Source organism: Photobacterium proteolyticum (genome assembly GCF_001939735.1).
GTDB lineage: Bacteria > Pseudomonadota > Gammaproteobacteria > Enterobacterales > Vibrionaceae > Photobacterium > Photobacterium proteolyticum.
In genome coordinates, this window is sequence record NZ_MJIL01000101.1 from 99,299 (window position 1) to 114,150 (window position 14,852).

Annotated in this window: 15 protein-coding genes; 11 read left to right on the forward strand and 4 right to left on the reverse strand. The window is 50.7% G+C overall.

All coding sequences use genetic code 11. From position 1 onward, the window contains the following. Positions 1 to 412: 412 nt before the first annotated feature. From BIT28_RS28245 to BIT28_RS28255, 3 genes are read left to right on the forward strand one after another with little or no spacing between them, the layout of a single operon-like run. Positions 413 to 640: a FeoA family protein gene (locus tag BIT28_RS28245; protein ID WP_075768310.1), complete on the forward strand. Its 228-nt coding sequence runs from the start codon at positions 413 to 415 to the stop codon at positions 638 to 640. Beyond that, a complete protein-coding gene (gene feoB / locus BIT28_RS28250) occupies positions 640 to 2,916 on the forward strand; it encodes a Fe(2+) transporter permease subunit FeoB (RefSeq protein ID WP_075768311.1) in 2,277 nt (758 codons plus the stop codon). Before BIT28_RS28245 ends, feoB begins: the two co-directional genes overlap by 1 nt. After that, positions 2,913 to 3,155: a FeoC-like transcriptional regulator gene (locus tag BIT28_RS28255; protein ID WP_075768312.1), complete on the forward strand. Its 243-nt coding sequence runs from the start codon at positions 2,913 to 2,915 to the stop codon at positions 3,153 to 3,155. Before feoB ends, BIT28_RS28255 begins: the two co-directional genes overlap by 4 nt. 64 nt (positions 3,156 to 3,219) lie before the next feature. On the opposite strand, the gene BIT28_RS28260 is transcribed toward BIT28_RS28255, so the two are convergent. Then, a complete protein-coding gene (locus BIT28_RS28260; RefSeq protein ID WP_075768313.1) occupies positions 3,220 to 3,648 on the reverse strand; it encodes an HIT domain-containing protein in 429 nt (142 codons plus the stop codon). A gap of 239 nt (positions 3,649 to 3,887) precedes the next feature. On the opposite strand from BIT28_RS28260, the gene BIT28_RS28265 reads away from it, so the two are divergent. Next, complete coding sequence (locus tag BIT28_RS28265) at positions 3,888 to 4,493, forward strand: DUF924 family protein (protein ID WP_075768314.1); 606 nt, start codon at positions 3,888 to 3,890, stop codon at positions 4,491 to 4,493. Positions 4,494 to 4,585: 92 nt separating this feature from the next. On the opposite strand, the gene BIT28_RS28270 is transcribed toward BIT28_RS28265, so the two are convergent. Together BIT28_RS28270 and argS are read right to left on the reverse strand one after the other, a co-directional pair. Next, positions 4,586 to 5,605 (reverse strand): GGDEF domain-containing protein, encoded by a 1,020-nt coding sequence (locus tag BIT28_RS28270; RefSeq protein ID WP_075768315.1) that lies wholly within the window; start codon positions 5,603 to 5,605, stop codon positions 4,586 to 4,588. Between the two features lie 142 nt (positions 5,606 to 5,747). Beyond that, positions 5,748 to 7,478 (reverse strand): arginine--tRNA ligase, encoded by a 1,731-nt coding sequence (gene argS, locus BIT28_RS28275; RefSeq protein ID WP_075768316.1) that lies wholly within the window; start codon positions 7,476 to 7,478, stop codon positions 5,748 to 5,750. Positions 7,479 to 7,912: 434 nt separating this feature from the next. Here argS and BIT28_RS28280 point away from each other — a divergent pair, with 434 nt between their 5' ends. After that, a complete protein-coding gene (locus BIT28_RS28280) occupies positions 7,913 to 8,497 on the forward strand; it encodes a VOC family protein (protein ID WP_075768317.1) in 585 nt (194 codons plus the stop codon). A gap of 61 nt (positions 8,498 to 8,558) precedes the next feature. Here BIT28_RS28280 and purU read toward each other — a convergent pair whose 3' ends face one another. After that, complete coding sequence (purU, locus tag BIT28_RS28285) at positions 8,559 to 9,392, reverse strand: formyltetrahydrofolate deformylase (protein ID WP_075768318.1); 834 nt, start codon at positions 9,390 to 9,392, stop codon at positions 8,559 to 8,561. 144 nt (positions 9,393 to 9,536) lie between these two features. Here purU and BIT28_RS28290 point away from each other — a divergent pair, with 144 nt between their 5' ends. From BIT28_RS28290 to BIT28_RS28315, 6 genes are all read left to right on the forward strand, one after another. After that, the gene (locus BIT28_RS28290) at positions 9,537 to 10,037 is read left to right on the forward strand and encodes a group I truncated hemoglobin (RefSeq protein WP_245823935.1); all 501 of its coding nucleotides are present in this window, start codon (positions 9,537 to 9,539) and stop codon (positions 10,035 to 10,037) included. Positions 10,038 to 10,164: 127 nt separating this feature from the next. After that, a complete protein-coding gene (yoaA, locus tag BIT28_RS28295) occupies positions 10,165 to 12,123 on the forward strand; it encodes a DNA repair helicase YoaA (RefSeq protein WP_075768319.1) in 1,959 nt (652 codons plus the stop codon). Then, positions 12,124 to 12,825: a tRNA (adenosine(37)-N6)-threonylcarbamoyltransferase complex dimerization subunit type 1 TsaB gene (gene tsaB, locus BIT28_RS28300; protein ID WP_075768320.1), complete on the forward strand. Its 702-nt coding sequence runs from the start codon at positions 12,124 to 12,126 to the stop codon at positions 12,823 to 12,825. A gap of 132 nt (positions 12,826 to 12,957) precedes the next feature. Next, a complete protein-coding gene (locus BIT28_RS28305) occupies positions 12,958 to 13,239 on the forward strand; it encodes a hypothetical protein (RefSeq protein ID WP_075768321.1) in 282 nt (93 codons plus the stop codon). 57 nt (positions 13,240 to 13,296) lie between these two features. Beyond that, positions 13,297 to 13,851, forward strand: coding sequence for a Slp family lipoprotein (locus BIT28_RS28310; RefSeq protein WP_075768322.1), 555 nt, complete (start codon positions 13,297 to 13,299; stop codon positions 13,849 to 13,851). 24 nt (positions 13,852 to 13,875) lie between these two features. Continuing rightward, entirely contained in the window at positions 13,876 to 14,784 is a 909-nt protein-coding gene (locus tag BIT28_RS28315) for an alpha/beta fold hydrolase (RefSeq protein WP_075768323.1), read from the forward strand. The last annotated feature ends 68 nt before the right edge of the window (positions 14,785 to 14,852 follow it).

Consider the following 14,852-nt stretch of genomic DNA (forward strand, 5'->3'; position numbering starts at 1 on the left):
GATATGGTCAGCCCGACCATATCACGGGTACCAATGGCACCTTCGCTTGCTGCCGGCAATATGACGGGCGCCATATTGCCTTAGGAATAGGAGCAGGCCTCGTTGCCTGTTGGTGGCGCACTATACCGTTGTTGATAATAGGTAGCCATAAGATATGCGACACGGTGCATTAATAGTGCGCCAAGATGACAAATGCGGGGGGAAGCAGCTGCAGCGTTAAAAACTGCGAGCGGGTGTTAACAACGTCAAATTCGTCATTTTCATGATATTTGGGAATGCGATAGGTCGGTATTGACAGCCTTAATAGACATACAAACACCATGGTTTTTTGATTTAAGACAATACGCAAGATGTTTCAAATTGTGTAATATCGCGTATAGGAATAAAAATAATTCTTATTAAGGTGTGAGAAATGAAACTGTCCGAGTTGTCGTGCGGTGCAAACGGAATCGTAACCAGCTTGTCTGAGCTTCCTTCCGCAACGCGCAAGAAGCTAATGGTTATGGGGATGTTGCCTGATACTCAGGTGACTGTTGTTCGTTTGGCGCCGTTGGGTGATCCCCTACAGGTGCGTGTCCGTGGTGTCGATATTGCGTTGCGTAAGCAGATTGCGGCCAATATCGAAGTGGAGGTACGCTGATGCAATACAATATTCTGACTGTTGGTAACCCTAATAGCGGGAAAACAACATTATTTAACGGTCTGACAGGCGCCAAGCAGCAAGTGGGTAACTGGGCGGGTGTGACGGTCGAGAAGAAAACCGGCAACTACCAGTGTGCCGGTGACGACTTTGCCCTGACGGACCTGCCGGGGATCTACAACCTGGACAGTGCCAATGATGCCAACAGTTTAGATGAGGCCATTGCCTCTCGCGCTATTTTGACCATGCCGGCAGATGTGATCATCAATGTGGTTGACGCTTCTTGCCTGGAACGCAGTCTGTACATGACCTTGCAGTTGCGAGAGCTAGGTCGCACGATGATTGTTGTACTTAATAAGATGGATGTACTACAACGTCAGCGTCAGGTACTGGATATCAAGGCTCTGGAAAAAAATCTGGGTTGTCCGGTACTGTCCCTGTCTGCAAACAATCTTAAGCAGGTACAGGAGTTCAAGACCCAGCTTCACAAGATGCTGGCGCAGGGGATCGCTGTTAACGATCTCAGCCTGAACTACGGTGATCAGTTCGAGACTGCGATTGGCGAGCTTGAGTCAATGTTTGGCAGTGAAACACTGAACGTGCGTGCCCAGGCGATCCGCGTGCTTGAAAATGACACTTTGGTAATTAACGGATTATCTGAAAACGAGAAAAACAAGGCGTGTAACATCCGTAACAAGCTGATGGTTGATGTTGACCCGGATATTCAGGTTGCCGATGTCCGTTATACCTATCTTCACCAGTTATGCCAGAAGGTACGTCGTCAGGAAGGCAAGTTAAGCCGTAGCCTGAGTGACAAGATTGACCGGGTTCTGTTGCACCGCGCTTTTGGTATCCCATTTTTCTTTATTGTCATGTACCTGATGTTTATGTTCTCTATCAACATCGGTAGCTCGTTCATTGACTTTTTCGATATCAGTGCAGGGGCTCTGCTGGTTGATGGCGGTCATTACCTGCTCGATGATCATCTGCCGGTTTGGTTGGTAACGATCATTGCCGATGGTATCGGTGGCGGTATCCAGACAGTAGCCACTTTTATTCCTGTTATTGCCTGTCTGTACCTGTTCCTTGCGGTACTGGAAAGCTCGGGTTATATGGCGCGAGCCGCTTTCGTACTCGACAAAGTGATGCAGAAAGTAGGCCTGCCGGGCAAGGCATTTGTTCCGTTGGTGCTGGGTTTTGGTTGTAACGTTCCTTCTATCATGGCAACTCGTACCTTGGAACAGGAGCGTGAACGCAAGCTTGCCGCCGCAATGGCACCGTTTATGTCATGTGGTGCACGTCTGCCGGTATACGCGTTATTTGCAGCGGCATTCTTCCCTGAAAGCGGTCAGAATGTCGTGTTTGCTCTTTACCTACTAGGTATTCTCGCCGCTGTTATGACTGGCATGATCCTGCGTAGCACGCTGTACCCGGGAACAAGTGATAGTTTTATTATGGAAATGCCGGACTACGAATTGCCGACTATGCGTAACGTAGGCATCAAAACTTGGCAGAAACTAAAGAAGTTTGTTCTGGGTGCCGGTAAGACAATTGTGGTCGTGGTAGCTTGCCTGAGCTTCTTTAACTCGCTGGGGGCAGATGGCTCGTTTGGCAACGAAGATACAGAAAACTCGGTACTGTCCAAGGCGGCTCAGGTGGTGACACCGGTGTTGGCGCCAATTGGTGTGAAGGAAGATAACTGGCCAGCGACTGTCGGTATCATTACGGGTATTTTTGCCAAAGAAGCCGTTGTCGGTACGCTAAATAGCCTTTATGCGCCGTCAGAAGGCGAAGAGGGTGGCGAGTATGATCTGCTGGCAAGCCTGCAAGAAGCGGTTGAGACGATTCCGGCTAACCTTGCTGATCTAAGTTATTCTGATCCTCTGGGTATCGAAGTCGGTGAGTTGAACGATCTTGATACTGTTGCCGAAGATCAGGGTGTGGAAACGTCAGTCTTTGGTAATATTCAGCACCACTTTGTGAGTTCGGCGGCGGCAATGGCTTATCTGGTCTTTATCTTGCTTTACACGCCTTGTGCTGCAGCGATGGGCGCCTATGTACGTGAGTTCGGCCAGAAGTTCTCGGCCTTTATTGCTGGTTGGACGATGCTGCTAGCCTACACCTTCGCTACGGTCGTGTATCAGGTGGCCCACTTTGCTGAGCATCCTGCTACCAGTATGCTGTGGATTGGGTTCTTTGCCTTGATTAATATTGGCTTATATATCTTGTTCAAGCGTCAGGGTCAGAAACAGCCGGAAGAGGTGTTGGCACTGTGATCCTTCAGCGACTGAAACAGTATATTGAGCAGCATGGCCGCTCCAGCAGAAAGGATCTGGCCAATCACTTCGGTATGAGCGAGGACGGGGTCGATACCATGCTGGATGTCTGGGTACGCAAAGGAGCAATCAGCAAAGAGCTGATAGGCTGTGGCAAAGACATTTGTTGTCAGAGTGCCGAAGACGTCTGGTATCGGAGCCAGAAGGCCGATGAGCTGTCGGTGACTGTTTTGCGCTGATGAAAATGAAGAGGCAGCCTTTAGGCTGCCTTTGTTTTATTTGCCCTCAGACAAATATGTTCGGTTAAATAGCCTTGAACCCGTCGATATTGGCTAGCTCGTCCCGTAGCTCTTCTGCCAGTGCTTGCTGTATCCCTTCTTCTCGCTGTGTTCCGTCGGTATTTCCCCATATCGGTCCCGGCCAGGCTATGTCCGACTGAAATCTTGCAATATGGTGAACGTGCAGCTGGGGAACCAGGTTGCCCAAGGCACCGATGTTAATTTTATCTGCTTTGTAGTCGGTTTCCAGCAGGCTGGCAACCGCACTTGATTCGCGTATCAGCTGAAGCTGATCCAGTTCGGGCAGGTGGTGAATTTCGGTGATCTCGTTTCTACGTGGAACCAATATCAGCCAGGGGCCCAGTGCTTCTTTTGACAGTAACACCCGGCATAACGGCAAGTCGCCAAGAACCGTAGTATCTGCTGCCAGTCTCGGATGGAGTGAAAAATGCATTGTTGTATTCCTTAAATGTATTGTGCGGCTCACATGCTGGAACATTGTTCATCGTTATCGGTGAAGGCTGCTTGTATGCTGGTAATACCACAGAAGGATAAACAGTCTTCTAACTACTCATGTCATGGTAATACCAATTGAAATAAAGACCAGTATTGATAACCACAGATTGATGAAATCGGTGGTAGTTGGGCGGTGGCGAACACATTGAGCTTGCGATAATCGTTGGGGGGTAAAGTATGGTCGCGGAATATCAGGAAGTTCTGGATTTTTGGTTTGGCGAGCTTGGTGAGGAAGTTCCGGCTACCGATCGAAATTCGCTCTGGTTTCAGGGGGGAGAGGAAACGGATCAGCTTATTGCCAAACGTTTTCAGCCTCTGGTGAGCCGGGCCGGGCTCGGTGAGTTGAGTCACTGGGCGGAGGAGCCGAAAGGGGCATTGGCCATGATTATCTTGCTGGACCAATTTACCCGCAATATCTACCGTGGCCTGAGCGCGGCGTTTCGTTATGACTCCTTGGCGCTGGCAATTTGCAAGCGGGGGCTGGCCAACAATTTCGATGAGCAGCTTAGCCCTATTGAACGCGTCTTTTTTTATCTGCCGCTAGAGCATTCGGAAACGGTTGAAGATCAAGAAGAGTGTGTGTTTCGTTTTGACCGTTTGCGCCAGTCTGTCTCGCCGGCACATGCCGTTGTTTTCGAAGGGTTTTACCAATATGCCGTGAGTCATCACGATGTGGTTAAACGCTTCGGTCGATTTCCGCATCGCAATGCGGTTCACGGGCGACTGTCTACCCAGGAAGAGCTTGACTGGCTCCATGGCGGGGGCCAGCGCTTCGGGCAGTAAAAGCGGCCATTCAATAAAACCACCACCGTACCTGAAGAGTCCAGGGGTAGGGTGGTGTTTTTGTTTCAATCTGCTGCCAGGGTGAACAACAATCAGTTGATGGGAAGTACCCGGTTTCTTCCCAGTTGCTTGGCTTGATTGAGGTGGCTGTCGGCGCGGGCAATCACATCGGCCGTGGTTTCGTCTTCCTGCTTGGTGGCAATACCAAACGAGGCGGTAACAGAGTTGATCCGCTTACCTGATTTTTTATCCAGCACCGATATTTTCTCGATGGCACGGCGTATAGTCTCAGCCTGCTGCCTTGTCGAGGATAATGTTTTGTGCGGCAAGATGATAACAAACTCCTCACCACCAAAACGATAGGACTGTGCATAGTCACGGCTGCACTCAAGCAGCCGGCGAGCCACGATTTTGAGTACCTGATCACCGAGCAGGTGGCCGAAGTTATCGTTGAAGTCTTTGAACTTGTCGATATCCATCATGATAAGGCTGTAAGGGATTTGGTTATCGGAATAACTGTGGATATCTCGTTCAAAAGCCCTTCGATTGTTAAGGCCGGTCAGGGCATCCTGGTTTGCTTCTTTTTGGCTTTCGCTCAAGGCTTCCCGTAGCGCGGCAATCTCTTGCTGGGCATTGCTTAGCTGACCTTTAAATGTGCCGGTCGTTAGCTGGATCTGACGGGATTCCCGAATGAGCTCGCGAACAAGTGTCATCGTGTCTTCCAGCGACAGTCCCTCTCTTTCGGCCGACTCCAGTTTGCTGAAGGTATGGCTCAACGCCCCCTGGAATGTCTCGGCATTAGACAGCGTATCTGACATTGTACTGGTTAGTTCCTGCATCATTGCCGTCAGGCTTTGCTTGAGCTGAGCCACGTCCTTATCGGTCTGGCTGGCCAGGTGTTCCTGATACAGGCTGTCACACAGCGTCGGCGTGCAATGCCCTAATGCCTCGATTCCCTGATCAACTGCGTGGTTGAGTGTTGGCTGTTGCTGAGTAGCATAGGTATACCAGAGCGCATAGTTGGTCGGGGTGGTTGGTACTTTGTGTTTGATCATCAGGGGAACCGTTTTTTTCAACGTTTCCGTCGATTCCACAAAGCTGTCTTTGCTCATACTTTGAATTCCATTTTTGTCGCAAATACAAAAGCAAACTGATTGAATGCTGGTAGCATAAAAAAAGCCTTCTAAGGATACCCTAGAAGGCTTTGGATTTTTAGTATGTAACAGGTTATTTCTTTGAATGAAATAGCAAAAATTACATACGTTCTAGTGTATCAATACCTAGCAGATCAAGACCTTGCTTGATAGTGTTAGCTGTCAATAGTGCCAGTTTCAGACGGCTTTGCTTCACCGCTTCCTCAGCATTGAGGATAGGGCAGGCTTCATAGAAGCTAGAGAACTTGCCGGCCAGCTCGAACAGGTAGCTACACATTACGTGAGGGTGACCTTCGCGAGCAACGGTCTGAACGGCTTCTTCGAACTGAAGCAGGGTAGACAGAAGTGCCTGCTCTTTTTCTTCGTTGATCACAACAGGGTGAGTCAGATCAGCGAGCTCAACATCGGCACGCTTGAAGATAGAAGCAACACGTGTGTATGCATACTGCATGTATGGTGCCGTGTTTCCTTCAAAGGCCAGCATGTTGTCCCAGTCGAAAATGTAGTCAGTGGTACGGTGCTTGGAAAGATCTGCGTATTTAACCGCGGCCATCGCTACCGTCTTGGCAATGTTCTCTTTCTCCGCTACATCCAGATCAGGGTTCTTCGCTTCGATTAGCTTCGCTGCGCGCTCTTCTGCTTCGTCAAGAAGATCGGCAAGACGAACGGTACCACCAGCACGAGTCTTGAACGGACGACCGTCTTTACCTAGCATCATACCGAAGGCGTGGTGCTCCAGGGTAACGTCTTCAGGCACATAGCCAGCCTTACGAACAATCGTCCAGGCCTGCATCAGGTGCTGATGCTGACGTGAATCGATGAAGTAAAGCACACGATCAGCGCCCAGCTGCTCGTAACGGTATTTGGCACAGGCGATATCTGTGGTGGTGTATAGGAAGCCGCCATCGCGCTTCTGGATGATAACACCCATTGGCTCGCCGTCTTTGTTCTTGTATTCATCCAGGAAGACAACTTGCGCGCCGTCGTCTTCAACCGCCAGACCTTTTTCTTTCAGGTCAGCAACAATGCCTGGTAGCATGTCGTTGTACATGGATTCGCCCATGACGTTATCACGGGTCAGGGATACATTCAGGCGATCGTAGTTATGCTGGTTTTGGACCATAGTAACGTCAACCAGCTTCTTCCACATTTCAGCGCAGTACTCGTCGCCGCCCTGTAGCTTAACAACGTAGTTACGTGCGCGTTTTGCGAACTCTTCGTCTTCGTCGTAAAGTTTTTTGGATTCGCGGTAGAAGGCTTCAAGGTCGGACAGCTCCATCGACACTTCGCCAGACTCTTGCTGAACACGCTCCAGGTTGGCAATCAGCATACCGAACTGAGTACCCCAGTCACCGATGTGGTTGGCACGCACGACTTTGTGACCCAGGTGCTCAAGGGTACGAACAACAGCATCACCAATGATAGTCGAGCGCAGGTGGCCCACGTGCATTTCTTTGGCAACGTTCGGTGCTGAGTAGTCAACAACAATGGTTTTCTGCTCTTCCTTGGCTACGCCAAGACGTTCGTCAGCCAAAGCTTCTTCCGCACGCTCGGCCAGCCAGGTTTTGCTTAGGAAAATGTTGATGAAGCCAGGGCCTGCGATTTCTACTTTCTCTGCGATACCGTCAAGATCCAGTACGTCGATAACTTTCTGTGCGAACTCGCGAGGGTTAGTGCCAAGCTTTTTGGCAACGCCCATGACACCGTTAGCCTGGTAGTCACCAAACTGTGCCTTTGCAGACTGGCGAACCGCTGCTGGGCTACCTGCTGGTGCGCCTGCGGCTTCTAATGCCTGAGATACTTTATCGTTAATTAGTGCTTGAATGTTCACACGCTTATCCTTTAAATCATTTAGTTCGCCAGCAGTTTCGTTGTACTGGCGAGGCAAAAACGTCACGGTATTCAAGAGCTGCCAGAAGCAAAACCGTCAAAAATAATCACGTAAGCAGGCCACATCAATTGCAGCATAATGAATGCTGGTGGGGATCACATGAGTATTTTTGACGGGACACTCTCTTGGATCAGAGGTGATATCTTGAATACGTACATTGCATTGCCTTAATAATACCCACAAAGTTAGGTGTTTTGGCAACCCGAAAAAGGCATTGTTTGCGATTTTTTTTTCGTTTTGGCTAGAACGTGAAAATTATGCACAAATCAAGCAGCAACAAGGCCTGTCGTCGCCTTGGACGGGGTTTCTATAAACCTAAAACTGTGGATAATTATGCGTTCGTTTCCCGATGTAGTATTAACTGGAGAAAAAACATGCAGAAGCTAATTGATGCCGGTCTTCACCCCGAACAAATGCTGGCAGGGCTGCCTGCTTTTGGTGCGCGTATCGAGTCTCTGGCGCAAGAGATGAATATATCGTTGTCTGGTTACCGGGCTGATCATATTGCATTACGGGTAAATGACCTTGAAGTGGCCAAGGCGCTGCATCAGGCCTGGCTGGAATACGGCGAGGAGTGGTCGAATAATGAAATCAACGGTCGGCCGATTATTGTAATCGGTTTTCACCAGCCGCTTGAGGTAGGGAGCTGGCGTGTAGAGGCACTGGAACTGCCGTATCCGGGCGACAAGAGCTACCCGCAGCAAGGCTGGGAGCATATTGAGTTTGTTATTGCGGCCAAGGCGAACAATACCGATGAGCTTAAAGTCAAACTGGATGAGGCGTTTCCGCTGTTGCCGTGGGATAAACTGGCTGAGAAAAATATTAAGGTAAAGGCCAGCATGCCGTCGGGTGAAAAAGAACGCCTGCCGAATCCAACGTATGCCTTTAAGAAGCAGGGTGTGTGTATCAAGCTACATCCTTGTTCGCTCAAAGATGTGATTGCAAGTGAACAAGGCTAGTTCAGAATGAGCATTGTGTAGCGGGCCAGTTAGCAGCCCGCAACGTAAAAGGTATTTGTTGTTAGAGAATGACGGTGCGGTTTCCGTGTACAAAGACCTTGTCGTCAAGCACCAGGCCAAGTGCCTTGCTCAGAACCGACTTTTCGACATCACGCCCTGATCGGGCCATATCGCCAGCGCTGAAGTTATGATCCACATTGATGACATTCTGAGTAATGATCGGGCCTTCATCTAAATCATTGGTTACAAAGTGGGCAGTCGCCCCGATGATTTTTACCCCGCGATCGAATGCCTGCAGGTACGGCTTGGCACCGATAAAGGCCGGCAGGAAGCTGTGGTGGATATTGATGATTTGGTGCGGGAACTGGGCGACAAAGTTTGGCGTCAGGATCCGCATATACTTGGCCAGTACGACATAGTCGGGACTGTACTGCTTGACTGCCTCAAGCATTTTTTCCTCGTGAGCTTCGCGGCTCAGCCCTTCATGGCAGACATGGTGGAACGGGATATCAAATTTCTCTGTTAGTCCGGCCAGCGTATCGTAGTTGCCGACAACGGCTGCAATCTCAACATCCAGGGTCCCGTCGAAGGCTTTGACAAGAATGTCACCCAGACAGTGCGCTTCCTTCGTGACCATAATGACAATGCGTTTGCGGGCCGAGCTAACCAGACGGCGGTAGCTGCCTTCAGGCAGCGCACGATCGAGATCGAACAGGAAGGTTTCGTCGTTAAATACCCCCTCCAACTCCGTACGCATAAAGAACCGGGTATGGGAGTGATCAACAAATTCATTATTGTGGATAATGTTTAGCTGGTGTTTGTAACAGATGTTGGTGATTTTCGATATTAAACCCATTGCATCTGGGCAATCGGTGAGAAGGGTTTTGGTTTCCATGTGCTTCCTTGAACTACTATATTTATATTTCCGTTCTCTTTTATTTACCGCGTATTTATTTCAGGGTCAAAACAAAATTTCGAATTAGTTTCAATGATAGTTGCCATTTGTACACTAATGAGTTGCATTATCTAGGAGTAAGCTATGTGGTCACAACGGCTGACATATTTTTTGAAAACCCTTTTGCTCGTCCTACCGTTTCTTGGTATCGGCTTTGCCTATGCTGACAGTCATTCCCAGGACACCAAGTCGCTGTATACCCGGCTGGGGGGGCTGCAGCCTATTTCGGTTGTCGTCAGTGATTTTATTGATGTGATAGTGGTCGATGATACCCTTAATGCCAACCCGGCAATTGATGCAGCACGAAAAGTGGTTCCGGCGCCCTACCTGAAATACCAGGTCACGGCGATGGTTTGCAATGCTACCGGCGGTTCGTGTAAATACCAGGGGCGGTCCATGAAAGATGCCCATGGCCACTTGAACATTTCGGAGAAAGACTGGCTGCAGATGGAGGGAGGTCTTGCTGAAAGGGGTACTGGACAAACATGGCGTGCCGGAAAAAGAACAGCAAGAGCTGATGGAAATTGTCGGCTCGACCAAAGGCGATATTGTTACAGCGCCCTAATTAGTATCTCTGGTTGCTGATATTGCAACCAGAGAGCTGCTCGTCTAATACGTTGTCACCCTGAGTATAAATAACCGTAGTCGCAGGCTGGCAAACTTGGCATAATGTTATTTTCCTACTGTATATATAACCAATAAGCTCGTTGGAATGATTGCCAAGTTTTTCGCCTCAGGTGGCGCACTCGACAAAGCCATACCGGGTTTCCAGGCTCGCCAGCCGCAGATTGATATGGCCCAGGCTGTCGATGATGCAATTTGTGAACAGACCCAGCTGGTGGTAGAGGCGGGGACGGGGACCGGCAAGACCTTTGCCTATTTAGTTCCGGCGTTGGTTCGCGGTAAAAAAACCATTATCAGTACCGGCTCGAAGAACCTGCAGGAGCAGCTTTTTCACCGGGATCTGCCTTTGATGGCCGATGCCCTGGGCTTTACCGGGTTGGTCTCCCTGCTGAAGGGACGGGCCAACTACTTGTGCCTCGACCGCTTGAGTCGCCAGATCACCGAAAGTCATGGTACGCATGTCGATCCTACCTTGTTGAGCCAACTGGTGAAGGTCCGCAGCTGGTCTTCGACCACCCACACCGGCGATCTTGGCGAGTGCGAAACGATTGCCGAAGACAGTCCGGTGATCCCGATGATCACTTCAAACAACGACAACTGCATCGGCCGGGAATGCCCGTCCTATGAGGATTGCTTTGTTGTCAAAGCGCGCCGCAAGGCAATGGAAGCGGATGTCGTTGTCGTGAATCACCACCTGTTCCTGGCGGATCTGGCCATCAAGGAAACAGGGTTTGGTGAATTAATTCCTGAAGCAGAAGTCTTTATCTTCGATGAGGCTCACCAGATGCCGGATATTGCCAGTCAGTATTTTGGCCAGAGCCTGACCAGCCGCCAGGTGCAGGAACTGGCAAAAGATGTCGAAATAGGCTATCGCACCGAAGCAAAAGATATGCGTCAGCTGCAGAAAACGGCCGATAGGCTTGCCCAATCAGCTTCGGATTTACGTATTGTGCTGGGCGAACCCGGTTTTCGAGGCAACTGGCGCGAAGCGGTAACCAGCCCGGCGATTCAGCGTGAGCTGACCCGGTTAAATGACGCGCTTGATCTTACCCATGAGGTGCTTAAGCTGGCTCTTGGGCGCAGCCAACTGCTCGATGCGGCTTTCGAACGGGCGACCTTGCTAAAAGCAAAGTTGGCCAGACTTTCCGATACCTCGATCACCGGCTATTCCTACTGGTATGAATGTACGCCGCGTCATTTCAGCCTGAATATCACCCCGCTGTCGGTGGCGGAAAAATTCCGTGAACAGATGCAGTTGCAGCCGGGAGCCTGGATATTTACCTCAGCCACCCTGGCGGTCGATGACGATTTTAGCCATTTCAGCCATCGCCTTGGGTTAGAGCCCAAGCAGCAGTTTGCGCTGGAAAGCCCTTTCGACTATCAGCAGCAGGCCCTGCTGTGCGTGCCCCGTTTTCTCCCCGAGCCCAATAGCTTTGGTATTGCCGACAGGCTGGTGGAGATGCTGGCTCCGGTCATTGAGGCCAACGAGGGCCGCTGCTTCTTCCTGTGTACCTCGCACCAGATGGTCCGTGAGCTGGCAGAAGGGTTTCGGGCGGTACTGGATTTGCCGGTACTGGTTCAGGGAGAAACGACCAAGCAAAAGTTATTGGCGGAATATCTGGAACGTGGCAATGCCTTGTTGGTAGCGACAGGGGCATTTTGGGAAGGCGTCGATGTTAGAGGACAAGCCCTTAGCTGTGTTATCATCGACAAATTGCCCTTTACAGCACCGGATGATCCGTTGCTGAAAGCGCGAATCGAGGATTGTCGCCTGCGTGGCGGGGACCCCTTTTCGCAAGTTCAAATACCCGATGCAGTGATCACCCTGAAACAGGGTGTTGGGCGTCTTATTCGCGATAAGCAGGATAAAGGCGTGTTGGTCATCTGCGATAATCGTTTGGTAACGCGTCCGTATGGCGCGGTATTTTTAAGAAGCTTGCCACCAATTCCGCGTACGCGGGATGTTGATGGTGTCGGGCAGTTTTTGTCTGCAGTGAACGGAAACGCGAGTACTGTTCAGTGCGACGACCAGCATTCAGAGGCTTGAATGAGCACCAAAATCCTTGCAGTCGATACTGCAACCGAAAATTGTTCTGTTGCCCTAATGGTAGGCAACGATGTCATTTCACGTTGTGAGTATGCCCCGCGTGAGCATACGACGAAGGTTCTGCCGATGGTGGATACCGTTCTGGCCGAAGGCGGCCTGAAGCTCAACCAGCTAGACGCACTGGCCTTTGGTCGTGGACCTGGCAGCTTTACCGGTGTCCGTATCGGTATTGGCATCGCTCAGGGATTGGCCTTTGGCGCGGACTTGCCGATGCTTGGCGTCTCGACGTTGGCTGCCATGGCTCAGGGATCCTATCGCCTGCATCAGTCAGAGCAGGTATTGGCGGCCATTGATGCCCGTATGGGTGAGATTTACTGGGGACAGTACCAGCGCCAGGCCGATGGCGACTGGCTAGTCGTTGACAACGAGCTGGTTATTCGCCCTGAAGGGTTGCTTGAGCAGTTCCGCGCTGATAATGGCCCTTGGTTAACAGCTGGTACAGGTTGGGAAAGTTATGCTGAACCTCTCGCTCAGCTGAAGGTCCAAATGGAAAAAGGAACTGTTTTATATCCGGATTCGCAGGATATGGTTCACTTGGCGAAATTTGCGCTGGCTCGAGGCGAGGCCGTTGATGCAGAGCATGCCAGCCCGGTTTACCTACGTGATACGGTCACCTGGAAGAAGCTGCCTGGCCGTGAGTAATAACTAGAATCAGGGTGCCGGGCTTCGAAAGCACAGCACCCCGATCTTAAGTACCGTAATGAGCCCTGTTTGGCTCTTCTGTCGGTCTTTGAAATCAGCTGAAGGATCCACTCTGCCGATAGGTATTGCATTATGGTTTCAATTCAACGTTTACCAACATCAATACACTCCCCGCACAAGCCCCGGGTCAATAAACCGGTACAGGCACCAGTGGCTGCCGAACAGACGGTGGTCGCAAAAGCGGTGGCCAAATCGGTCCGTGATCCGGAGCTGATCCAAGATGCCCATTCCAAAATTCAGTATGACGAACCTGAGGGCAAGAATCGCCAGGCCCTAGATTCCTACATGGGTGTAATGTATCAAAACCGTAAAGAAGAGCTATCCTCTCTGGTTGGTGTCGACGTCTACGTTTAGCCTGTCTGACAATCTGGAAAGTTGACTGGATAATGAGCATTTGTCTAGGAGTATCTGATGTTTAGAGTGCTATTTCTTGGGCTGTTAACGGTCTTTATGGTAGGCTGCGCCAGCGTGCCTGAAAGCTTGCGCACTCAGTCAGAGAGCCCCATCACCGACTTTATGCTTATACGCGATAATCCTGCGATTGCTCAGGATCAGGAAGTGAGACTCGGTGGCGTTATCGCTGCTATCCGCAATGAGAAACGACGTACTCGGATCGAGATAGTCAGCCTGCCGTTGACCAGCGATGGCAGACCCAAGATAGATGCAAAACCGCAGGGGCGCTTTGTCGGATATGCCGAAGGGTTTATCGAACCGTTGGAATACCGTCCCGGTCGATTACTGACCGTGGTCGGCAAAGTCAACGGTCAGGAGCAGGGGACAGTGGGCGAGTTTGACTACCAGTTTCCTGTCGTGGTTATTTCCGGTCGGCAGTTATGGCAGGTCAAGCAGGAGATTCGGATTGACGATTTTGCTCGCTACCATGACTGTATTGGTACACGATGCTCGTTTATGAGCTACGGCGTGGGCTTTACCCGGGGCGAGGTAACGCAACGGGTGACCAAGTAGATTGAGAGTGTTGTGTCGAGTGTAATGTACAATACACACTTCCGGCTGGCGGAGATAACGCTGGCGGGATTGTGTTCATTTCAGCATCTGGGCGAGGTTGTTTCACCTTCATCGCCGCTGACCTACCCGTGTGATCAAAAGCCGATATTACTGTTCTTGCATGGTTGGCAGGATAATGCCGCCAGCTTTGACGCCTTGTTTGTGACGCTGGCCGAAAAGTTTCATCTGATTGCGATTGATTGGCCGGGCCATGGTTATTCTCAGCCTAGGAGCAAGGATAACTATTACCATTTTGTTGATTATATTGATGATCTTAATCAGCTGATGGCCTTGTTGCCAGACCGGGAGGTTTTTCTGGTCGGGCATTCGCTGGGGGCGTTGGTTGCCGGCTGCTATGCGGCTGTCTTTCCGGACAAGGTTGCCGGGGCTGTGCTGATTGAAGGGCTTGCTCCGCTGCACGAGTCGCCGGAGCAGGCGGTACAACGCCTGCGTGACGGGATCGCCAGCAGGCAGCGCTACCGTCGCCGGGCCGAGCGATGGGGAAAGGGCAGGGGAATGTCGTCGTTCCAGGAGGCCTTGCAGTTACGCTGTGTAGTCAACCACCTGTCGGCAGAACAACTTGCCCCTTTGGTGGCAAGAGGCACCTATCAGGACGGCTCGAACTGGTATTGGCGGCATGATCATAAATTGCGCTGTGACTCCTTGTATCGCATGGCCAAAGAGCATGCCAAGACACTGGCGTCGCAGATCCAATGTCCGGTGCTGTCGATTCTTGGTCGGAGCGGATTTGAAGCCCTGCGTCAGCCGGGGGGCGGAAGATATTGGTTGCAGAATGGCTCACAGGTGGTGGTTGGCGGTGCTCACCACTGTCACATTGAAAGCCCGCAGGCGGTTTGTGAACACATAGTGGTATTCACATCAAAATTCAGATAACTGGTCCAATCAGTTGTTGTTAATTATTTGTTAGTTATGTTGTAATGGCGGTAACAAACACTTGTTTG